The organism is Rhodanobacter sp. C01, assembly GCF_002001045.1.
Taxonomy (GTDB): domain Bacteria; phylum Pseudomonadota; class Gammaproteobacteria; order Xanthomonadales; family Rhodanobacteraceae; genus Rhodanobacter.
Map to the genome: position 1 here is coordinate 470572 of NZ_MUNR01000011.1, position 20497 is coordinate 491068.

General features: G+C 64.5%; 25 protein-coding genes. 11 read left to right on the forward strand and 14 right to left on the reverse strand.

The genetic code is table 11. The annotated features are described in order from the left end of the window. Positions 1-129: 129 nt before the first annotated feature. On the forward strand, positions 130-1008 hold the full coding sequence (locus B0E50_RS11355; RefSeq protein WP_077441290.1) for a cytochrome c oxidase assembly protein: 879 nt from the start codon (positions 130-132) through the stop codon (positions 1006-1008). Positions 1009-1027: 19 nt separating this feature from the next. On the opposite strand, the gene B0E50_RS11360 is transcribed toward B0E50_RS11355, so the two are convergent. Together B0E50_RS11360 and B0E50_RS11365 are read right to left on the reverse strand one after the other, a co-directional pair. Then, positions 1028-1480 carry a copper chaperone PCu(A)C gene (locus B0E50_RS11360; protein ID WP_077441291.1) on the reverse strand — a complete coding sequence of 151 codons (453 nt, stop codon included), beginning with the start codon at positions 1478-1480 and terminating at the stop codon, positions 1028-1030. After that, complete coding sequence (locus B0E50_RS11365) at positions 1477-2094, reverse strand: SCO family protein (protein ID WP_077441292.1); 618 nt, start codon at positions 2092-2094, stop codon at positions 1477-1479. The genes B0E50_RS11360 and B0E50_RS11365 overlap by 4 nt, the downstream gene beginning before the upstream one ends. Before the next feature lie 82 nt (positions 2095-2176). Here B0E50_RS11365 and B0E50_RS11370 point away from each other — a divergent pair, with 82 nt between their 5' ends. Together B0E50_RS11370 and B0E50_RS11375 are read left to right on the forward strand one after the other, a co-directional pair. Next, a complete protein-coding gene (locus tag B0E50_RS11370; RefSeq protein WP_077441381.1) occupies positions 2177-2554 on the forward strand; it encodes a DUF423 domain-containing protein in 378 nt (125 codons plus the stop codon). A gap of 51 nt (positions 2555-2605) precedes the next feature. Next, a complete protein-coding gene (locus tag B0E50_RS11375; RefSeq protein ID WP_139350840.1) occupies positions 2606-2968 on the forward strand; it encodes a hypothetical protein in 363 nt (120 codons plus the stop codon). A 13-nt stretch (positions 2969-2981) separates the two neighbouring features. On the opposite strand, the gene B0E50_RS11380 is transcribed toward B0E50_RS11375, so the two are convergent. The 5 genes from B0E50_RS11380 to B0E50_RS11400 are packed head-to-tail and all read right to left on the reverse strand — an operon-like array spanning position 2982 to position 5505. Next, entirely contained in the window at positions 2982-3767 is a 786-nt protein-coding gene (locus tag B0E50_RS11380; RefSeq protein WP_077441294.1) for a CPBP family glutamic-type intramembrane protease, read from the reverse strand. A gap of 3 nt (positions 3768-3770) precedes the next feature. After that, positions 3771-4151 (reverse strand): DUF3887 domain-containing protein, encoded by a 381-nt coding sequence (locus B0E50_RS11385; protein ID WP_077441295.1) that lies wholly within the window; start codon positions 4149-4151, stop codon positions 3771-3773. 26 nt (positions 4152-4177) lie between these two features. Further along, on the reverse strand, positions 4178-4372 hold the full coding sequence (locus B0E50_RS11390) for a DUF4177 domain-containing protein (RefSeq protein ID WP_077441296.1): 195 nt from the start codon (positions 4370-4372) through the stop codon (positions 4178-4180). A gap of 21 nt (positions 4373-4393) precedes the next feature. Further along, on the reverse strand, positions 4394-4585 hold the full coding sequence (locus B0E50_RS11395) for an Arc family DNA binding domain-containing protein (RefSeq protein WP_077441297.1): 192 nt from the start codon (positions 4583-4585) through the stop codon (positions 4394-4396). Between the two features lie 50 nt (positions 4586-4635). Then, positions 4636-5505 carry an SPFH domain-containing protein gene (locus tag B0E50_RS11400; RefSeq protein ID WP_077441298.1) on the reverse strand — a complete coding sequence of 290 codons (870 nt, stop codon included), beginning with the start codon at positions 5503-5505 and terminating at the stop codon, positions 4636-4638. A gap of 151 nt (positions 5506-5656) precedes the next feature. On the opposite strand from B0E50_RS11400, the gene purT reads away from it, so the two are divergent. Both purT and B0E50_RS11410 read left to right on the forward strand, forming a co-directional pair. Then, positions 5657-6838 carry a formate-dependent phosphoribosylglycinamide formyltransferase gene (gene purT / locus B0E50_RS11405; RefSeq protein WP_077441299.1) on the forward strand — a complete coding sequence of 394 codons (1182 nt, stop codon included), beginning with the start codon at positions 5657-5659 and terminating at the stop codon, positions 6836-6838. Between the two features lie 75 nt (positions 6839-6913). Further along, positions 6914-8434 (forward strand): FMN-binding glutamate synthase family protein, encoded by a 1521-nt coding sequence (locus B0E50_RS11410; RefSeq protein ID WP_077441300.1) that lies wholly within the window; start codon positions 6914-6916, stop codon positions 8432-8434. 70 nt (positions 8435-8504) lie between these two features. On the opposite strand, the gene B0E50_RS11415 is transcribed toward B0E50_RS11410, so the two are convergent. The 4 genes from B0E50_RS11415 to B0E50_RS11430 are packed head-to-tail and all read right to left on the reverse strand — an operon-like array spanning position 8505 to position 11180. Then, complete coding sequence (locus tag B0E50_RS11415; RefSeq protein ID WP_077441301.1) at positions 8505-9212, reverse strand: arginyltransferase; 708 nt, start codon at positions 9210-9212, stop codon at positions 8505-8507. Positions 9213-9270: 58 nt separating this feature from the next. Continuing rightward, complete coding sequence (locus B0E50_RS11420; RefSeq protein ID WP_077441302.1) at positions 9271-9663, reverse strand: DUF2007 domain-containing protein; 393 nt, start codon at positions 9661-9663, stop codon at positions 9271-9273. A gap of 33 nt (positions 9664-9696) precedes the next feature. Then, complete coding sequence (locus B0E50_RS11425) at positions 9697-10563, reverse strand: acyl-CoA thioesterase II (protein WP_077441303.1); 867 nt, start codon at positions 10561-10563, stop codon at positions 9697-9699. Positions 10564-10619: 56 nt separating this feature from the next. Beyond that, positions 10620-11180 (reverse strand): N-acetylmuramoyl-L-alanine amidase, encoded by a 561-nt coding sequence (locus B0E50_RS11430; protein WP_077441304.1) that lies wholly within the window; start codon positions 11178-11180, stop codon positions 10620-10622. Positions 11181-11271: 91 nt separating this feature from the next. Here B0E50_RS11430 and B0E50_RS11435 point away from each other — a divergent pair, with 91 nt between their 5' ends. From B0E50_RS11435 to egtD, 5 genes are all read left to right on the forward strand, one after another. Then, positions 11272-11799, forward strand: a complete 528-nt coding sequence (locus B0E50_RS11435; protein WP_077441382.1) for an alpha/beta hydrolase — start codon at positions 11272-11274, stop codon at positions 11797-11799. Next, positions 11796-13997, forward strand: coding sequence for a bifunctional 23S rRNA (guanine(2069)-N(7))-methyltransferase RlmK/23S rRNA (guanine(2445)-N(2))-methyltransferase RlmL (rlmKL, locus tag B0E50_RS11440; RefSeq protein WP_077441305.1), 2202 nt, complete (start codon positions 11796-11798; stop codon positions 13995-13997). The genes B0E50_RS11435 and rlmKL overlap by 4 nt, the downstream gene beginning before the upstream one ends. A gap of 65 nt (positions 13998-14062) precedes the next feature. Next, a complete protein-coding gene (locus B0E50_RS11445) occupies positions 14063-14455 on the forward strand; it encodes a hypothetical protein (protein ID WP_077441306.1) in 393 nt (130 codons plus the stop codon). Between the two features lie 230 nt (positions 14456-14685). Continuing rightward, positions 14686-15936 (forward strand): ergothioneine biosynthesis protein EgtB, encoded by a 1251-nt coding sequence (egtB, locus tag B0E50_RS11450; protein WP_077441383.1) that lies wholly within the window; start codon positions 14686-14688, stop codon positions 15934-15936. Further along, a complete protein-coding gene (egtD, locus tag B0E50_RS11455; protein ID WP_077441307.1) occupies positions 15933-16922 on the forward strand; it encodes an L-histidine N(alpha)-methyltransferase in 990 nt (329 codons plus the stop codon). The genes egtB and egtD overlap by 4 nt, the downstream gene beginning before the upstream one ends. A gap of 51 nt (positions 16923-16973) precedes the next feature. On the opposite strand, the gene B0E50_RS11460 is transcribed toward egtD, so the two are convergent. Continuing rightward, the gene (locus tag B0E50_RS11460) at positions 16974-18479 is read right to left on the reverse strand and encodes a peptidase S10 (RefSeq protein WP_077441308.1); all 1506 of its coding nucleotides are present in this window, start codon (positions 18477-18479) and stop codon (positions 16974-16976) included. An 84-nt stretch (positions 18480-18563) separates the two neighbouring features. Beyond that, entirely contained in the window at positions 18564-19007 is a 444-nt protein-coding gene (trxC, locus tag B0E50_RS11465; RefSeq protein ID WP_077441384.1) for a thioredoxin TrxC, read from the reverse strand. 100 nt (positions 19008-19107) lie between these two features. Here trxC and B0E50_RS11470 point away from each other — a divergent pair, with 100 nt between their 5' ends. Then, the gene (locus tag B0E50_RS11470) at positions 19108-19596 is read left to right on the forward strand and encodes a hypothetical protein (protein WP_077441309.1); all 489 of its coding nucleotides are present in this window, start codon (positions 19108-19110) and stop codon (positions 19594-19596) included. Between the two features lie 99 nt (positions 19597-19695). Here B0E50_RS11470 and B0E50_RS11475 read toward each other — a convergent pair whose 3' ends face one another. Then, positions 19696-20466, reverse strand: a complete 771-nt coding sequence (locus B0E50_RS11475) for an SH3 domain-containing protein (RefSeq protein ID WP_168170858.1) — start codon at positions 20464-20466, stop codon at positions 19696-19698. Positions 20467-20497: the final 31 nt, after the last annotated feature.

The following is a 20497-nucleotide window of genomic DNA, read 5'->3' on the forward strand; positions in this document are numbered from 1 at the left end:
CGACGGGTCATTGCGGGTATCACCCGAGCCTGCGAGTGGCAATCTGCCGCAACGCGAATGACCTGTGCGGCAGTATGCTGGGCGATCGCAGATGGGTTTCGGGTCGGATGGGATCGCTGGTGTACTGACGTGATGGCAACGTTGTTGAAATGGATGGTGCCGTGGGAGTTTTCGTGGGTGTTTCTCGCGATCTTCCTGTCGACCTGCGTGCTCTACCTGCGTGGCAGCCGCCGCTTGCCGGTGAGCTTCGGCCGCAAGCTGGCGTTCTGGATCGGCATGGCGATCATCTACTTGTCGCTTCATACCTATCTGGACTACTACGCCGAGCACGAGTTCTTCATGCATCGCATCCAGCAGGTGCTGCTGCATCACCTCGCGCCGTTGCTGATCGTGGCCACCTATCCGGCCACGGTGTTGCGTGCCGGCCTGCCGTTGGCGTGGCGCCTGCGCGTGCTGCGTCCGCTGCAGCGATCATGGCCGTGGCGCCTGATCAGCGGGGTGATCCTGAATCCGCTGGTGGCCACGCTGCTGTTCGTCGTGTTCGTGCTGATCTGGCTGGTTCCGTCGTTGCAGACGCTGGCGATGCTGGACTGGAGGGTCTATCGCTTCATGAACTGGACGATGCTGATCAGTGGCTTCGCCTACTGGTCGTTGGTGCTCGATCACCGGCCGCATCCGCCGGGACGGATGACGGCCGGCCTGCGCGTGCTGTCGCCCGCCGTCACCATGACACCGCAAATCCTCGCTGGTGCCATCGTCACGTTTTCGAAGACCGACCTGTACCCGATCTTCGAGATCTGCGGTCGCGCGTTCACCTTCAACGTGCTGACCGGGCAACTGATCGGCGGCGTGATCACCTGGGTGCCGGCGGCCCTGATCGAGTCGATCGGTGGCCTGCTGGCATTGCGCCAGTGGTTGCGGCTGTCGCGCAATGGACGACTGCCACGTCGCCCGTTGCGTCAACCGACGCTGCGTTCGTCGGCGACGACCAGTCCATCCGCGGAATGAAGCAGGGATGGCATGTTTTTCAGTGACTGTCGTCCACGGCATTGGCCGGGCGTGCGAGGAAATCGGTGGCCAGGGTGCTGCCATCGGTGAACCGGAGGATCAGCCTGACTGAGTCGCCGGGCTTCACCGGCCGCATCGGCTTCGTCAGCATCAAGTGATAGCCGGCCGGCGCCAGCACGGCCGAGCCATGGGCCGGAACGCTCAGCGAGTCGACCATCGCCATGCGGCTCATGCCGCCTTCGCTGGAACTCTGATGCAGCATCACCTCGCTGTACGTTGTGCTGTTCGCGCCACTCAGCGCGATCGCCTTGTCGCCATCGTTGGACAGCGTCACATAGGCGCCGGCAGGCAGGTTGCCAGGCAGTACGCGAATCCAGGCGTGGCTGGCATGGACGTGTTCGGCAACACTGGCATGCGCGCCGCCAGTCAGCAGCAGGCCAGCGAGCAGGAGTGGTAGATGAACGGCTCTCATGGCGCGGCTCCGGTGTCGAGCAGCAGATGCAGGTCGTGAACGATGTCATCCTGCGAGGCTGCCGGTGTGGCCAGCGCGCGTGCGCGGCCGTCACGGTCGAACAGGTAGATGGCCGAGCCGTGGCTGACCTCGTAGTTGCCGTCGGTGCTGGTCGGCTCGCGGGTGAATGACGAGCGGTAGCGCTTGACCAGTGCCTCGACCATGCGCGGGCTGCCGGTGAGGCCGACTGCGCGCGGGTCGAACGCATTGACGTAGGCATGCATCACGTCTGGCGTATCGCGGGTCGGATCGACACTGACGAACAGGATGCGTGCGCCATCGGCCAGTGGCCCCAGTCGTTGCATCACCACATGCAGATGCGCCAGGGTCAGCGGGCAGACATCCGGGCAATGGGTGTAGCCGAAATACAGCAGCACCACCTTGCCGCGATAGTCCGCGCCGGTGACCGTCTTGCCATGATCGTCGATGAGCTTGAAATCGAGATCAGGCATGTGGCCGCTGACATTGGTCAGTAGCAGCGGCAGCGGCTCGCTGCGCTGGCAGCCGCCCAACAACAGGCCAGCGGCGAGCAGCAGCAAGAGCAGAGCGATGCGCGGTAGGTGGTGGGGCTTCATGCGAGAATCCGGGATCTTCAACCGATCAAGCATACGACAGCGGCTGCAGTAGAGGGTTTGGCCGCCGGAGAATTCACCGATGCTGCGACAACCTGTCAGTACCCACGCCGGCCTGCTGGCCGGCATTGCCGGAGCCAGCGCGGTGTTGCTGGGGGCGTTTGGTGCGCATGCCCTGCGTGGCGTACTCGACGATCACGCCAGCGAGCTATGGCGCACCGCGGTGAATTATCACGCCTGGCATGCACTCGCCCTGGTGCTTGCGGTCGGGCTTGGTCATGGTCGCAGCGGTCGTTTTGCAATGGCGGCTTTCGCGCTCGGCATCGTGCTGTTCAGTGGCAGCCTGTACGCACTGGCGTTGGGCGCGCCGCGCTGGATCGGCATCATCACCCCGTTCGGCGGCGTGGCCTTCATCAGCGGCTGGATCGCCCTGGGACTGTCGCTGCGCACACGCGGGGGTTGATTCCGGCCAACCCGTCATTCGCCTGTCATGGCGTCGCGTCAGCATGCCGGCATGAACTTCGCGATGACCCTGCGCACCCATCCATGGTTGGCCGCTGCCAGCCTGCTGGCGTTGCTGTTGGTGATCGTGCTGAATGGTTTTGGTCTGGTTCGGCCGCTGCCGGGGTCCGGCTCGCTGATGCGTTGGCACGATGCCCGTCACGACTGGCTGCTGGTCGCCGATGACCAGGCCAATCAATTGACCGTCTATGACGCCACCAGCGGTCGACCCGTGCGCCGGTTCGGCGCCGGAGACGTTGGCGATGTCGCGACGCTCATGCAACGCGATGGTCGCCTGTTTGTAGTGGGCGATGACGGCAAACGGAACGAACTTGAGCTGCCGCAGCTGAAGACGGTGGCCTCCAGCACGCCTTGACGTGCTGCCGCGGTCAGAGGCTGGCCACGAGCGGCAACCCCACGTGCAGCACCAGGTCGGCGCTGAAGTGCGCCAGCATCGCGTGTTCCAGTCCGTACTTCCAGAACAGCGTGCCGGTCACCAGCCCGACCATCGCATTGAGCAACACGATGCGGGCGATCGGCAGTGGCGCGTGCGCCATCCCGATTGCGAACGCGGTCGGCAAGTGGCCGGCACCGAACAGCAGTGCAGCCAGCACGATCGCGACCGCAAACATCCATGGTCGCGCCTGCCGCCGGTTGCACCATGCCAGCAGCCACACGAACAGGCTGACCAGCAACAGCCGGCATTCGGTTTCCTCGACGATGCCGCCATAGAACGAAGCCAGCGCGCCACGCCAGGCCGAGCCGAGGGCCGCGCCCGAGTCGACCCTGTGCCAGGGCAAGCCGGTCCGCTGGATACCGATCACCAGCAGCGCCGCCACTGCGCCAAGCAGGATGGCCACCCACCAGTTTGCGTGTTGGGCAGGATCGCGCGGCCGACGATAGGTCCAGGCGCGCAACCATGGGGCATCCAGGCCATGACGCGCGCCGAGGAACAGGCCCAGCCAGCCGAGCAGCCAGCACAGCACGCCTGCCTGCAGCGCCTGCGCGGCGATTGCCGCCCACAACGGCATCGGCAGTGTCGCGAATTTCAGCGGCATCAACGCCATCAGATACGGGCTCAGTGCCAATGCAGCGAGGATGCCCGCAATGCCCAGCAGCAGCGCCAGTTTCAGGTGTGGTCCACGCACCGGCAGATCGGGGGATGTCGTGGGCATGGCTCAGTGTTCCGGCTTGATGTGGAAGCCGGCGACCTTGCCGTTGGCATCACAGGCCACCTGTGCGTCGATTAGGCTCCCGCCGTAATGCAGCGGGGTAACCACCAGGGCATAGCCCCCCACCTCACTGAGCCGAGCCTGCCCGCGCGCGCCGCGTGCACCGAACTGTTGCGCGACGGCCGGCCAGACTTTGGCCAGTTTGTCGGCGCCGAGTGCGGCTTTCATGCGGTCATTGAAATCGGCTGTGGCGCCGGCGTAGTCAGCCTGGTCCAGATGGTCAAGCATCTTTACGGAGGTGACCTGGCAGTCGGGAGTGGCGGCGTGCGCCATGCCGGCGACACCGAGGCCGAGTGCAATACAGGTAGCAAAAGCAGATTTCATCATGGCGATTTCCCCCTGGATGTGGCCGCTCAGCGCGGGCGCTTGAGATACAGCACAGTCGGTTGGGCCGGGCCGACGCAGACCGCATTGACCAGCTCCCAGCCCAGCGCACCCTCGCGGTTGAGTGCGGCGACGGCCTCATCGTCGGTCGGCGTCAGGCTGAGTTTGAGGCCGCCGCCACCATGTTTCAGCGTCACAACCTTGTATTCCCATGTAACAGCCATCGGGTTTTCTCCCGGATAGATTCAGTGGTTGTCGTCATCGACCAGTGGTGCGGTCTTTTCGGGCTTCAGGCGTCCGTTCCTGCGCAGTGCCTCGCGCAGCACGTATTCGATCTGCGCATTCACGCTGCGCAATTCGTCGTCGGACCAGCGCTGCATCGCATCGAGCACGACGGCGCTGATACGCAGCGGATAGGCTTTTTTCTCGGCAGCCATGCGATCTCAGTATTGCCGTGGTCGATTGACGGCGCGGGTCATGGCGTTTGTCAGCCGCTGTACAGCGTGCCGGTGTTCACCACCGGCTGGGTGCCGCGCTCGCCGCACAGCACCACCAGCAGGTTGCTGACCATGGACGCCTTGCGCTCCTCGTCGAGATTCACGACGCCGCGCTGGCTGAGCTGCTCCAGCGCCATCTCGACCATGCTGACGGCACCTTCGACGATCTTCGTGCGCGCCGCGATGATTGCACCGGCCTGCTGTCGCTGCAGCATCGCCTGGGCGATTTCCTGCGCGTAGGCGAGGTGGCTGATGCGCGCCTCGGTGACCTGCACGCCGGCCTTGCCGAGACGGGTCTGGATCTCGTCGCGCAGGTGCGTGTTGATCTCGTCGCCGTGGCTGCGCAGCGACGGCTTGCCGTCGTCGTGCGAGTCGTAAGGGTAGCTCTGCGCCATCTGGCGCAATGCCGACTCGCTCTGGATGTGCACGTAGTTCTCGTAATCGTCCACGCAGAACACGGCCTCGGCGGTATCCACCACCTGCCACACCACCACGGCGGCGATCTCGATCGGGTTGCCGTCGCTGTCGTTGACCTTCAACTTGCTGCTCTCGAAGTTGCGCACACGCAACGACAGGCGCTGCTTGCTGTAGAACGGATTGGTCCAGCGCAGGCCGGCCTCGCGCACGGTACCGACGTATTTGCCGAACAACTGCAGCACCTGGCCTTCATTCGGTGCCACCTGGAAGAAGCCCTTGAGCATGAAGACCTCGATGAACATCGAGGCGGCGGCGCCAATCACATGTGCGCCCGGCGCCGTCGAATCAGCCGAGAGCAGCATCACGATGCCGATTCCGGCCAAGGCAACGCAGAAAGCGATGACGGGAATACCCGCGAAGGAAAAACCATTGCGTTCGTTCATGGTGTTGTCTCCCTGAGATATGCAAAGTAGATATTAAAAAGATATCAATTTCAAGTGCCTCTCCGTGGCTGTCTGATCAGGCGGCTCATGGCGGCCTGATCGGCATGTGAGCCGCATACAATGGCGCTTTGTCCGCGCCGGAGAACCCCCGATGAAGCCGTTTGGTACGCCCCATTCCGATCACGCCCTGCGCGTCCTGCTGCTGGGTGCGGGTGAGCTGGGCAAGGAGGTGGCGATCGAGCTGCAGCGCTATGCGGTGGAGGTGATCGCGGTGGATCGCTACGCCAACGCGCCGGCGATGCAGATCGCCCATCGCAGCCACGTGATCGACATGCTCGATGGCAACGCGCTGCGCGCGGTGATCGAGCTGGAAAGGCCCGACCTGGTGGTGCCGGAGATCGAGGCGATCCACACGCCTACCCTGATCGAGCTTGAGAAAGAGGGGCAGCGGGTAATCCCGACCGCCCGCGCGGCATGGCTGACGATGGATCGCGAAGGCATCCGCCGGCTGGCGGCGGAAGAACTGAAGCTACCGACGTCGCCGTACCGTTTCTGCGATGACGAGGTGCAGTATCGCGAGGCGGTTGCGGCGATCGGCTACCCGTTCGTGATCAAGCCGGTGATGAGTTCGTCCGGCAAGGGCCAGAGCGTGGTGCGCAGCGCAGATGAATTGCAGCATGCGTGGGATTACGCGCAGTCCGGTGGCCGTGCCGGCAAGGGGCGGGTGATCGTCGAGGGGTTTGTCGCCTTCGAATACGAAATCACCATGCTTACCGTGCGACACGTCGACGGCGTCAGCTTCTGCGCACCGATCGGTCATCGCCAGGAAGACGGCGACTACCGCGAGTCATGGCAACCGCAGCCGATGAGCTCGGTTGCGCTGGCCGAGGCGCAGCGACAGGCTGCCGCAGTAACTGGTGCACTCGGCGGCTGGGGCGTGTTCGGCGTGGAGTTTTTCGTCAAGGGCGATGCGGTGATCTTCTCCGAGGTCAGTCCGCGCCCGCATGACACCGGTCTGGTCACGTTGATCTCGCAGGAGTTCTCCGAATTTGCGCTGCACGCGCGCGCGATCCTCGGTCTGCCGATTCCGGTGATCCATCAATACGGACCATCAGCCTCGTGCGCCGTGCTGGTCGAGGGCGACGGTTCGGGGCCGCGCTACCACGGCGTGGCCGAGGCGCTGGCCGAGCCGGATACGCAGTTGCGCATCTTCGGCAAGCCGGCGGTCAAGGGGCGTCGACGCATGGCGGTGACACTGGCCCGTGCCGACACGCTGGAGGCTTCGGTAGCCAAGGCGGTGCGTGCCGCGAAATGCCTGCGCATCGAGCTGTGAGCACCAGTATCGATATCGGTACGATGCGCTAGCCTGACTGCCGCAAGGCGACTGAACCGCGAGAGAGGAAACAGCATGGAATCGACGGGATTTGCACACTGGCTGGTCGTGGTGGTGGAACTCTGCACGGCCTTCGCGCTGCTGCTGTTCGCACTGGCGGTGGTGATCGTGCTGGCGACCTGGGTCGCCGATCGCAACCAGACCGGCAATGCGGTGCTGCGCAACTTCCCGGTGATCGGCCATTTCCGTTACTGGTTCCTGCATCTGGGCGAATTCTTCCGCCAGTACCTGTATTCCAGCGACCGCGAGGAGATGCCGTTCAACCGCGCGCAGCGCACCTGGGTGTATCGCGCCGCGAAGGACGTGGACAACACCAACGCGTTCGGGTCCAGCCGCGACTTGCGCGCCGAGGGTGTGCCGTTCTTCGTAAACGCGCCGTTTCCGGACCTGGGAGTGGATCACGTCAAGCCGGTGCCGGTAACGATCGGTCCGTATGCACGTGAGCCCTACAGCCACGCTCCGTTCTTCAACATCTCGGCGATGAGCTTCGGTGCGCTGTCGGCGCCAGCAGTGCGCGCACTGTCGCGTGGTGCGGCCAAGGCCGGGATCTGGATGGATACCGGCGAAGGCGGCCTGGCGCCTTATCACCTCGAAGGCGGCTGCGACATCATCTTCGAGATCGGCACCGCCAAGTACGGCGTGCGTACGCCGGACGGCAAGCTCGACGATGGCAAGCTGCTGGCGATCTGCGCGCACAAGCAGGTGAAGATGGTCAGCATCAAGCTGGGGCAGGGTGCCAAGCCGGGCATGGGCGGCCTGCTGCCCGGCGCCAAGGTCACCGCGGAGATCGCGGCGATCCGCGGCATTCCGGTCGGCGAGGATTCGCAGAGCCCGAACCGTCACCTCGACATCGGCAACGTTCCGCAGCTGATGGACGCAATCCACCACATCCGCGAGCTCACCGGCAAGCCGGTAGGTTTCAAGGCGGTACTCGGCGGTGTGGAATGGATCGGCGAGCTGTGCGACGAAGTGCATCGGCGCGGCATCGCGAGCGCACCGGATTTCATCATCGTCGACGGTTCCGAGGGCGGCACCGGCGCGGCGCCGCAAACCCTGATGGAAGGCGTCGGGTTGCCGCTGCACGAGGCGCTGCCGGCCCTGCTCGACATGCTGATCGTCAAGGGCCTGCGCGAACGCATCAAGGTGGTCTGCTCGGGCAAGTGCATCACCGCCTACGACGTCGCATGGGCGCTCTCGCTCGGCGCAGACTTCGTCAACTCGGCGCGCGGCTTCATGCTGGCACTGGGCTGCATCCAGTCGCTGCAGTGCAACCGCAACACCTGTCCCACCGGCATCACCACGCAGAACCCGAAACTGCAGCGCGGCCTGGTCGTCACCGACAAGAGCGAGCGCGTGTATCACTACGCCAGCAACGTGATGAAGGAGGTCGGCATCATCGCGCACAGCTGTGGTGTCAGCGAACCGCGCGAGCTCAATCGCAGTCACTGTCGTGTTGTGGGCGATGACGGGTTGTCTATACCGCTGGAGAAGCTGTATCCGTATCCGCAGGCGACGAAGCCGACCGAAGCCGTATAGGTCAGGCAGGCGGAAGCGAAGCCCAACGTGGGGTGCCGGGAAGTTTGGACTCGCTGCGCTCGTTGCCAGCCTATGGCATCTCCACCCATCCATCGACCGTGCGAACCTGCAGTGGCCTGAAGCGCCGCTTGTAATCCATCTTCGGATGGCCATCGATCCAGAAGCCAAGGTACAGCCACGGCATGTCGCGGCGGCGGGCGAGTGCCAGCTGCTGCAGGATCGCGTAGGTGCCGAGGCTGCGTGAAGTTTCATCAGGGTCGTAGAACGTATAGACGGCTGAAATCCCGTTGGCGCAGACATCGGTGACGGCTACCGCGACCAGGCGTTCGCGCTGGCGCAGTTCCAGGAACAGCGTGGGACTCCACGGCGCGGTGAGGAAACGGCGGAAATCGCTGGCTTCGGCATCGTCCATGCCACCACCGGCATGGCGACTCTGCAGGTAGCGTTCGTACAGACCATGGCGCTCGCGGTTGTAGCCGGGGATCGATTCACTGACGACGAGGTCGGCATTGCGCTTCAGGCAGCGGCGTTGCGTGCGGTCCGGCTGGAAGTTCGCCACATCGATGCGGCATGGCGTGCAGGCTCGGCACTGCGGGCAGTGCGGGAAGTACAGATGGCCTCCCGCGCGCCGGAAGCCGCGTTCCAGCGCTGCGCCGTACAGCTTGTCCAGTTGCGGCGCAGCCGGATCGATCACCAGGTTCTGTGCCGTGCGCTCGGCGTAGTAGCCGCACACGTGAGGCAGCGTCTGGAACAGGCGGACGGGATCGGAACGGCGCATGTCCCGATTCTATGCTTGAGGATCGCCATGCGCACGGCTGGGCCGTACTTGGCGCTCGCTAGACCACGTGCAGGTAGCGCAACATCACCATCGCGCACGCAGCGAGCACCACCAGCATCACGATACGGCGCACGCGGGCCACGGTGTGCTCTCGACGCATTTCCGGGGTGGGGTTGCGCACGGCGGCCAGTTCGTCGGCGTGGCGGATTACCGGCTCGATGCCGATCTGGCGCAGCAGTTCACGCGCCCTGGTGTAGTCGTCGGCGCGGGTGATCCACACCTGCGCCCAGCTGTCACGGTTGTCCTGCCGTTGCGTATAGCTGAAGCGCTGCCAGCTCTGGCGGTTGTAGTTGGACCGATTGGCCACGGTGGCCTCGATGCCGTGCTCGGCCATCAGGGCGACCACACGATCGATGTTTTCCGGGCGGGGCGAGGTATAGATCTGGCGCATGTGCGCAGTTTACGCGATCGGCCTTGAACCGGCTCAGTCGCCGCGGACGCGGATCAGTCCTTCCTGCGCGGTGGATGCGACCAATCGCCCGTCGCGGCTGAAGATCTGCCCGCGCGCCAGGCCGCGGCCACCCTGCGCCGTCGGGCTGTCGAACGAATACAGCAGCCATTCGTCGACGCGGAACGGACGGTGGAACCACAGCGCGTGGTCGAGGCTGGCCATCTGCACGTTGTGGGTCATGTACGAGATGCCGTGTGGCAGCGTGGCGGTACCGATCAGGTGGAAGTCCGACGCGTATGCCAGCAGGGCACGATGCAGGATCGCCGAGTCGCTGATCGGCGAGGTCAGCTTGAACCAGATGTGCTGGATCGGCGGCCGTTTGACCGGATGCAGCTCGTCGCGTGGCCATACCTGGCGAAACTCGAATGGGCCGTCGATGCCCAGCCAGCGTTGCAGTTTCACCGGCAGCCGGGCCAGTTCGTCCGGCGGCAGCGGATGCAGCGGTTCGATGTCTTCCGGTGCGGGCACCTCCGGCATCGAAGTCTGGTGCTCGACGCCGGATTCAGGCACCTGGAACGAGATCGAGCCATTCAGGATCGGCTGGCCGTGCTGGATCGCCACCACACGCCGCGATGAGAACGTGCCGCCGTCACGGGTACGCTCCACGCTGTACACGATCGGTGCCTCGATATCGCCGGCGCGCAGGAAATAGGCGTGCAGCGAATGCGCCTCGCGCACCGGGTCCACCGTTTCTTGCGCTGCCGCCAGCGCCTGCCCAAGCACCTGGCCGCCGAACACGAAGCGCGTACCGATATCGCGGCTCTGGCCGCGGAACAGGTTGTCCTCCAGCCGTTCGAGCTGCAGCAGCTCGACCAGTTCGGTGACGTGGTTTGGCGACATGGGGAGCAACTCGTTGTGGCGGCGAAGGCGCGATTATACCGGCCGCAGGCTGGCGCCTAGTGCGCGCCGATCCGCGTCAGGCCGCTGTCTTCCAGTACCGCAGTCCATGGGAACATCGGGCCGGGATCGAGCTTGCGATGGATTTCCTTCGCCGGGTCGTCACTGGCCGGCATCAGCGCGGTATCCAGATCCTCATGGCCGGCAATCTGCCGCAGGTTCGGGAAATCCTGGCGCAGTTGCGCCAGCAGGGCGCGCAGCGCAGCGATCTGGGCGGTGGTGTACGGCTCGGTCATCTGCTGGTGATGCGAATCCCACCAGTGCGGGTAGCGTCCGAGGTTGACCAGTTCGATGCCGATCGAATTCGGGTTGTGGCCGCGCACGTGGTTCGCGACGTGGGTGCCGGGTACATAGCGGTAAATCGCACCGTCGCGGTCGATGTAGTAATGACCGCTGTTGCCGGTGCCGTTGTCGTACAGCGCCTTTTCACCGTATTCGCGGGCAGTGGCCAGATCCGGCAGCTCGGTGCAGTGGACCACCACCAGTTCGACCGCGCTGGCGGTACGCTCGGGCAGCTGGGGGACGTAGGGTAGCGGCTGGTCGTGGATGGTCAGTGGCATCGCCCAAGTCTCGCACGCAGCGAGGTCGGGCGGAAACGCCGCCTGTTACCATGCACGCCTTGGCTTTTCGAAGTTTTCCATGGAGACCGCCATGCGCGGCCAGATCATTCTTTCGCACGGCTCGGATTCCGGTCCGGATGCGACCAAGGTCAGTATGCTGGCCGCGCTGGCCGAATCACTGGGCTGGCGCACGCAGCGGCCGGATTACCGCAGCGACGATGCACGCGGCCATGCCGGCTCGGTGGCGCCGCGGATCGCCCGGCTGCGCGCCACCATCGAGGCGCTGGATGCGCCGCCGCTGCTGGTGGGTTCCAGCATGGGCGCATTCGTGTCCGGCTTGGCGTCGCTGGACGTGCCGGTGGCCGGGTTGCTGCTGCTGGCCACGCCCAGTGCGATCCCCGGTTATCCGCGTCCGTTCGACCTGCGCCGCGAAGTGCCGACCATGTTGATTCATGGCTGGCGGGACGACGTGTGCCCGCTGGCAGGCGTGCATGCGCTCGCAGCACAGCGCCGGCTGCCGTTGCTGGTACTGGACGACGACCATCGACTGGGTGCCAGCATGGATGTGATCACCGTACAGTTCCGGCAGATGCTCGATCGACTGGCGGCCGGCGCATGAGCCTGCTTTCATCGGGTTTGTTCTTTGCCACCTGCCCGAAGGGGCTGGAATACCTGCTCCGCGACGAGCTGATTGCGATCGGTGCCAGCGACGTGCGCGAGGCGCTGGCTGGCGCGCACTTTTCAGGCACACTGGAAACCGCGTATCGCGCCTGCCTGTGGTCGCGGCTGGCCAGCCGCATCCTGTTGCCGCTGGCCGAGTTCGATGCGGCCGACGACGACGCCTTGTATCGCGGCGTGCAGGAGATCGACTGGAGCCGGCATCTGGCCGCGCATGCGACCTTCGCGGTGGATGCCGGTACCGCGATGAGCAAGCTCACGCACAGCCAGTTCATCGGTCTGCGCGTGAAGGATGCAGTGGTCGACCAGTTCCGCCAGCGTGACGGCACGCGGCCCGGCATCGACACGGATGAGCCCGATATCCGCATCAATGTGCGCCTGCGTCGCGATCGCGCCACGTTGTCGCTGGACCTGGCCGGTTCGCCGCTGCATCGGCGCGGTTGGCGCGAGGTGCAGGGCGAGGCGCCGCTGAAGGAGAACCTCGCCGCGGCGATGCTGCTGCGTGCGCGCTGGCCGGAGGTATACGCCGCCGGCGGCGCGTTGCTGGATCCGATGTGCGGTTCCGGCACCTTGCTGATCGAAGGCGCGCTGATGGCGGCAGATGTGGCGCCAGGTTTGCGCCGCGAATATTTCGGTTTCCTCGGCTGGCAGCAGCATGACATTGCGCTGTGGCGCGGTCTGCTGGACGAGGCGAGACAGCGGGCCGAAACCGGCCTGCGCGGTCTGCGCAGCGTGTTCTTCGGCAGCGATGCCGATCCACGCATGGTGCAGACGGCCAAACGCAATGCGCAGGAGGCGGGCGTGGCCGGCTTCTTCACGCTGGACCGGCAGGACATGACGCACGCCGCGCCACCTGCGGGGGGCGATTACGGTTTGGTCATCACCAACCCGCCTTACGGCGAACGGCTCGGCGAGCGCGCCGAGATGCCGAAGCTGTATCGTGCGCTCGGTGACACGCTGCGCAACCGCTTCAGCGGCTGGCGTGCCGCCGTACTGGCCGGTGATGTGGAGCTGGGGCGCGCGATGCAATTGCACGCAGACAAGCGCTACGTGTTGTACAACGGTGCGCTGGAAACCGTGCTGCTGACGTTCGACCTGGGCAAGCGCGAAGAAGCTCCGCGCGAACCGAAGCCGCTGTCGGCCGGCGCACAGATGCTGAAGAACCGGCTGGAGAAGAACCTCAAGCACCTGCGCAAGCGGCTGACCCGCGAAGCCATCCATTGCTGGCGCGCCTATGACCAGGATCTGCCGGAGTACGCCGCCGCAATCGACGTCTACGGTGCGACGAACGGCGACGATCACCTGCACATCCAGGAATACCGTGCGCCGGCCGACGTACCTGCCGACATCGCGCGCCTGCGCCTGCGCGAGATTGCCCGTGTTGCCGGTGAAGTACTCGGCGTGCCGCGTGAACGCATCGCGATCAAGACGCGCGAGCGTGGCAAGGGCGGCTCCAAGTATGGCCAGCTCGATCAACGCAACGAGTTCATCGAGGTGGAAGAGGGTGGTCTGAAGTTCCTAGTCAACCTCACCGATTACCTCGACACCGGCTTGTTTCTTGATCACCGGCTGGTGCGTGCCAAGGTACGCGAGCTGGCGAAAGGTAAAAGCTTCCTCAACCTGTTCGCCTATACCGCCACCGCCAGCGTGCATGCGGCGGCGGGCGGCGCGGTGGAGACCACCAGCGTGGATCTGTCCGCCACATACCTGGAATGGGCTTCGCGCAATCTGGCACTGAACGGCTTCAGTGGCGCTCGTCACCGTCTGATGCAGTTCGATGCGCTGGACTTCCTGCAACGCGATCGCGGGCACTACGGGCTGATCTTTGTCGACCCACCGACATTCTCCAATTCCAAGCGTGCCGAGGATTTCGACGTGCAGCGCGATCACGTGAAGCTGCTCGATGCCTGCAATGAGCGGCTGACCCGCGACGGCGTGATCGTGTTCTCCAACAATTTTCGCCGTTTCAAGCTCGAACGCGCGGAACTGGAACAGCGTTATGAGATCGAGGACTGGACCGTGCCCAGCATCCCGTTCGACTTCGCCCGTCGCGCCGACATCCACGGCTGCTGGCTGCTGCGGCGGCGCAAACCTGACGCCGGCATTAACCCCTGGGATAGCGCCCGTATCAAAAAATGAACCCTTCAGTCCACATTAAGCGCGACAAGACGAGCATTGGCATCGTCTAAACGGAGACCAGTGTCATGAGCAAACGTTTCAGCAATGCGGGCAAGCTGGCAGTCATCAGTCTGGCAGTCGCGGCCGCGGTGGCAATGCCGCTCAGCGCGTCGGCTCGTGGCTGGGGTTACGGCTACCATGGCGGTTATCACGGTTATTACCACGGTGGCTACCGTGGTGGTTACTGGAGCGGTGGTCGCTGGATTGCCGGCGCACTCGTCACGGGTGCCGTGGTCGGACTGGTGGCCAACGCCCTCAGCCCGCCACCGGTGTATTACGCACCGCCGGTAGTCTATGCACAGCCGGGCGTGGTTTATGCCCAGCCTGGTGTGGTCTATCAGGACGGCCCGAGTCGCACGGTGATCTACAACAATCCGCCGCCGGGAAATTACGTCCGCGATGACGGTTACAGCAACTGAGTCTGCCTGATCGGTGATGCCAGAGAGCCCGGCGAAAGCCGGGCTCTCTCGTTTGCAGGCTGTCACGCCGTGAACGGCTGACTTCAGGTGACGTGCCATCAAACAGCCATCCTCGTATCACGGGATTTGAACGATGGGCACGGCATGCTGGCGGCCATGTTTCCGCACCATCCATGTCGCGCGACACTTCGAGCCGGGATCTCACGGATGACTACGCCGAGGTCGTCGTAATGACTGTTCGAGCGGTGCCCGGTCAGCTGCCGATCACGACGCGGTTCCGGCAGGTGCGCCAGCGGACTCTGGAGTTGTGCGCCGGTCTCAGTGCCGAGGATCTGCAGGTGCAGTCGATGCCGGATGCCAGCCCCGGCAAATGGCATCTGGCGCATACCAGCTGGTTCTTCGAGCAGTTCGTGCTCGGGCGCGATCCCGCCTACCAACCGCGCGATCCGGCATGGCATTACCTGTTCAATTCCTACTATCAGTCAATCGGGCCCATGCACGAGCGGCCGCAGCGCGGTCTGCTGTCACGTCCGTCGCTGGATGAGGTGCATGGTTACCGGCGCTATATCGACGATGCGGTGGGCGAATTGCTCGAACGCAGCGAGGACGCCGAACTGGCGACCCTGGTCGAGCTGGGCCTGCAGCACGAGCAGCAGCATCAGGAACTGCTGCTCACCGACATCAAGCATGCGTTCTGGTGCAATCCGTTGCAGCCGGTGTATCGCACGACTCCGGTTGTCACGGTGAATGCGAAAGCGCCGCCGCTGCGCTTTGTCGATGGCCACGATGGCATCGTCGAGATTGGCTACCGCGGTGAAGGCTTTGCGTTTGACAATGAGACACCGCGTCATCGCACCCTGTTGCAGCCGCATGCACTGGCCAACCGGCTGGTGACCAATGCGGAATACCTGGCCTTCGTGCGCGAAGGTGGTTACCGCGAGCCCGGCCTGTGGCTGTCCGACGGCTGGGCCACCGTGCAGCGCGAGAGCTGGCAGCATCCGCTCTACTGGCAGGCCGACCTGGCCAGCGAGTTCACCCTGGCTGGCGTGCGTGCGCTCGATCCGCATGAGCCGGTATGTCATCTGAGCTATTACGAGGCCGAGGCATTTGCCCGCTGGGCAGGCGTACGGCTGCCGACCGAAGCCGAATGGGAAACGGCGGCGCAGGGTGCCGGGATCGACGGCAATCTGCAGGACGAGCAGCGCTTCCAGCCGCGAGTCGCGCCAGATGGCGACGGCTTGCAGCAGCTGTATGGCGATGTGTGGGAGTGGACCGCCTCGCCGTATGTCAGCTATCCGGGCTTTCGCCCGTTGCCTGGTTCGCTGGGCGAATACAACGGCAAATTCATGTGCGGGCAATGGGTGTTGCGAGGTGGTTCCTGTGCCACTCCACGCAGCCATATCCGCGCCAGTTACCGCAATTTCTTTCCACCTCACGCCCGTTGGCAATTTGCCGGGCTACGACTGGGACAGGACCGATGAGCAGTGTGCAGCCTTGTGGCGTCAGCGACGACGACCGTCGGCCGCCGGTAAACGATTTGCTGGAAATCGCCCAGCGCGGACTGGCGCTCAAGCCCAAGCGGCTGCCGTCGTGGCTGTTCTACGACGAGCGCGGCTCGGCCCTGTTCGAGCGGATCTGCGAGCAGCCGGAGTACTACCTCACCCGCTGCGAAATTGCGCTGATGGACGAGCACGCGGAAAGCATCGCCGACACTCTCGGTAGTGACGTGCGTCTGGTCGAATACGGCAGTGGCAACGCACTCAAGACCCGCATGCTGTTGCAACACCTGCATGAGCCGGTGGCCTATGTGCCGGTGGAAATCTCGCCCGAGCCGTTGCGTCAGAGTGTCGTGCGGCTGGCCAGGGAATTTCCGCCGTTGCCGGTACAGCCGTTGTGCGCGGATTTCAGCAGGCCGTTGCGCCTGCCGATCCCGCCACGTGCGCCGCGCCGCACGGTGGTGTATTTCCCCGGCTCGACCATCGGCAACTTCGAGAATCGCGAGGCGGCGGCATTGCTGCGCAAGATGCGCAACGAGATGGGCGATGCAGGTGGCATCCTGATCGGGGTGGACCTGAAGAAGGACCACGCGCTGATCGAGGCTGCCTATAACGACCGTGCCGGGGTCACGGCGGAGTTCACGCTCAACATGCTGGCCCGGCTGAACCGCGAGATCGGCAGCAACTTCGAGCTGTCGGCGTTCGCCCATCGGGCGCATTACAACCGGATGGCCGGGCGCATCGAGACGCATATCGTCAGCCGGCGGGAGCAACAGGTGAAGCTTGGGCGCCTGAACGTGGCGTTCCGCGAGGACGAGGCCATGCTGGTCGAATACAGCTGCAAGTATTCGCTGGCCGATTTCGCCGCGTTGGCGGCCAGGGCCGGGTTGGCTGTGCTGCGCACATGGACCGACCCGGCGCAGATGTTCAGCCTGCAATATCTGGTGCGTGCCAGCACCGTGGCACGCTGAGTTCCTGCGTGTGCTTGTCGGGGCGCGTATCACGCGCCCCGGCAGAGTCGCTCACTTCACGCCGTATAGCTCCCGCACGTCGGACGTCAGCGCCGCCTGGCTGTCCTGTCGCGCGTAGAACATGTGGCCGCCGGGGTATTCCTTCACCTGCACCCGGGTCGGATCGCCCATCGCCGGCATCTGATCGACGATCAGCACCGAGGCCATGAACGGGCAGGACAGATCGTCCCAGCCATGGGCGATCAGCACGCGCAGGCCAGGATCGTTTGCCACCGCCTCGCGCAACTGCGATACCGAACCCTGGTTGGCATCGTCGTCTTCATGCCACAGCTTGTTCACTTCGTAGCTCAACGCGTTGTAGCGGCCTGCGTATTTCCAGCCCACCGTCTGCGTGACGAAGTTGACCATCGCACTGGTGGTCGGCGCGATGATGCCGTTGAGGATCGGGTCGCCGGTCTGCTGATGTGGCGCATACGGGAACGGGTCCCACGCCGTCACGTTGGAATCGTAGCGGCTGCCGAGCCGTCCTTCGGCACGATAGACCTCGCGGAGGTAGGCCTGGGTTTCCAGCCGGCCACCGGAGCGCTTCACGAACAGCGGATCGAGTCCGGTCAGATCGGTGACTTTCTTCACCACGCGGTCGGTGGCCTGGGGATCGGAGCGTCCACGCATCAGGTCAGCGGCATATTCGCCGCGTGTGTACTCGATGATCGGTGCCATCGCATCGGCGGTGAGCTTGTGCTCACGCTCCAGGTGCGCGGCTGCGATCGAGGGCAGGGTCTGCATCCACGGCAGCGGCGACACGTTCTCGTCGTCCGATGCGGCGGGGTCGAGATACGGCGACAGCAGCACCACACCACTCATCGCCACGCCAAGTTGAGTCTGCAGGTAGTCGGTGATGCGTGGACCACGGAAGCCGCCGTAGCTCTCGCCGACCAGGTACTTGCGCGAGGTCATGCGACCGTTCTTCACCAGCCAGTCGTAGACGATGCGCGAGAGATACTTGATGTCCGTGTCGGTGCTGTAGAACTGCTTGGTCGCCTCCTTGTCGTCCACCAGCGCGCGACTGAAACCGGTACCGATCGGGTCGATGAACACCAGGTCGGTGAAGCCCAGCCAGGTGCCGGGGTTGTCGTGCAAGGTCGCGGGGTCGGACGGGTTGTCGCCCTCGACGCCGAAGTTCACCTTCTTCGGCCCGATCGCGCCGAGGTTCAGATACACCGACGAGGCGCCCGGACCACCATTGAGCGCGAATGTCACCGGACGATCCTTGCCGGGCATCGTGTAGGCCGTGAACACCACTTCGCCAATGGTGGTGCCCTTCTCGTCGAGCACCGGCAGCGAACCCACGGTGACGGTGTATTTGAGTGTCTTGCCAGCCACCGTGGCGGATTGCGTCACGTGCGCGTCGGCCGGGAACGGCGGCAGGTGGAAACCATTGCTGCTGGCCGCATCCTGCGTCGGCGGCGGCTTGTGGGAATCGGCCGCCAGTAGCGATGTATTGAATCCGGCCAGCACCATGGCTGCCAGCAGGGCCGTTTGCAGGGACTTGCGCACGGATATTTCCTCGTGGGTGAAAGATCCAAGCGTAGCGGGCCGCGATGCGGCCGGAGTGTGCACAAAGGCATGGGTGAAGGCGGCTCAGGGCCCTGCAAGCGCCGTCTGGATGAATTGCTGCAGCTGTGCCGCGTTGAGCGCGCCGGACTGTCGCGCAATCTCGTGTCCCTGACGAAACAGGATCAAGGTGGGGATGCTGCGGATGCCGAAGCGTTGGGCCAGCTGCGGCTGTGCCTCGGTGTCGAGCTTGGCCAGCCGCAGGCGAGGTTCGAACTGGCGTGCGGCCTGCACGAACACTGGTGCGAAGCCGACGCATGGCCCGCACCATGGTGCCCAGAAATCCACCAGCACCGGCAGGTCGCCACGCCCGGCAACGGCGTCGAAGTTCGCGGTCGTCAAGTCGACCGGGTGCCCGTCAAACAAGGCCTGCCTGCATCGGCCGCAATTCGGTTGCTCGCCCACGCGCGCGGTAGGCACGCGATTGAGCGCGCCGCAATGCGGACAGGGGATCGTCAGTACTGTACTCATGGCAGACTCCGGCATGGGCAGGTATTCCGCGCCATGGTCGGCAAGATGGCGGCGGCCTTGCGCCAACCCAAGCCATCGACCAGTGCCGCGGCGGATGAGCATGAAGAGACCTTTGCCTGATGTCAGCCAGTCCACACCCCGGCTGCTGTTGCGTGGCCTGGTTGTACTCGGAATGTGCTGGACCTTGCCAAACAGCCTGCTCGGGTTGCTGGCCGGGATCATCGGCTGCGCATTCGGCGCGCGCATGCACTGGCAGGGGGCCGAGCTGGCTGTAGTGGTGCGCTGCTGGCCGTGGCCATGGGGAACAGGCGGTGCGCTGACGCTCGGCAATGTGATCCTGCATACGGGCGAGCGGCTGGATACGCTCTGCTTCACCTATGCGCATCGTGCCGGTTACGACGTCGAGCCACCAGTGTCGCTGGCCGATCATGAGCGCGCGCATGTGCATCAGTACATGCTGCTCGGGCCGTTGTTCCTGCCGCTGTACATGCTGTGCGGCGGCGTCAGTGTGCGCAATCCGTTTGAGCGTGCAGCGGATCGCTACGCGCAGAGTGGACGGGGCTGGTGGCCATGGACCAGCCACGAATGACTGCCTGATATCGTACTTGCACCGATCGCGACGAAGCTCCAATTGCAAAACGCCGCGGGTTGGCGCGGCGTTTTGCTGAAGGTGCCCGGACAAGTGCAGTCAGTTGCCGTTCTTGCTCTTGTCGTCAGGCGCCGGTCGGGTCTGCGGTTTGGGACGATTACCCTGCCCCTGCGGCGGACGATTGCCTTGTCCGGGTTGTGGGCGATTACCCTGTCCCGGTTGAGGACGATTGCCCTGGGCCGGTGGCGGCTTTTGTCCCTGGGCTGGGTTTCCGGTGCCCGGCCGCGACGGCGGCCTGTTGCCATTGCCCGGCTGCGGGCGAGGTGGCGGCTTGTTGCCATTGCCCGGTTGTGGGCGAGGTGGCGGCCTGTTGCCATTACCCGGCTGCGGGCGAGGTGGTGGCCTGTTCCCATGACCTGGCTGCGGCCGCGGCGGCGGGCGATGTATCGGCCGCGGTGGCGGACGACTGATGATCGGACGGCGGTACCAGTAATTGCGCTGCCGATAGAACGGACGATTGCTGTAGTAGTTGCCCCAGTAGGTACCGATCACGAAGCTCACGATCGGGATGCCGATGTTCGCGCCGTACTCCTGCACGATCACCGGTTGATTTTGATATTGGTACTGGATGTACGTACCGGCTACCCAGCCGCGGGTGCCCATGGTGATCACATCGCACCACTCCCAACCCTCGGTGCAGCCCTGGATATTGACCGCGGTGCCGGCAGGAACCGTGGTGATGAGCGGATAGCTCGGATCAGGACCCGCGCGCAGATTGAGGTTGCCGGTGACGAAGCCATCCGCAGCTTGTGCCAAGGCAGGTACGGCCAGTGCGAGTGAAGCAAGAACAAGCCAGGCTAGACGTTTCATCGATGACATCTCCTGTGTTGCCGTCTGGCAA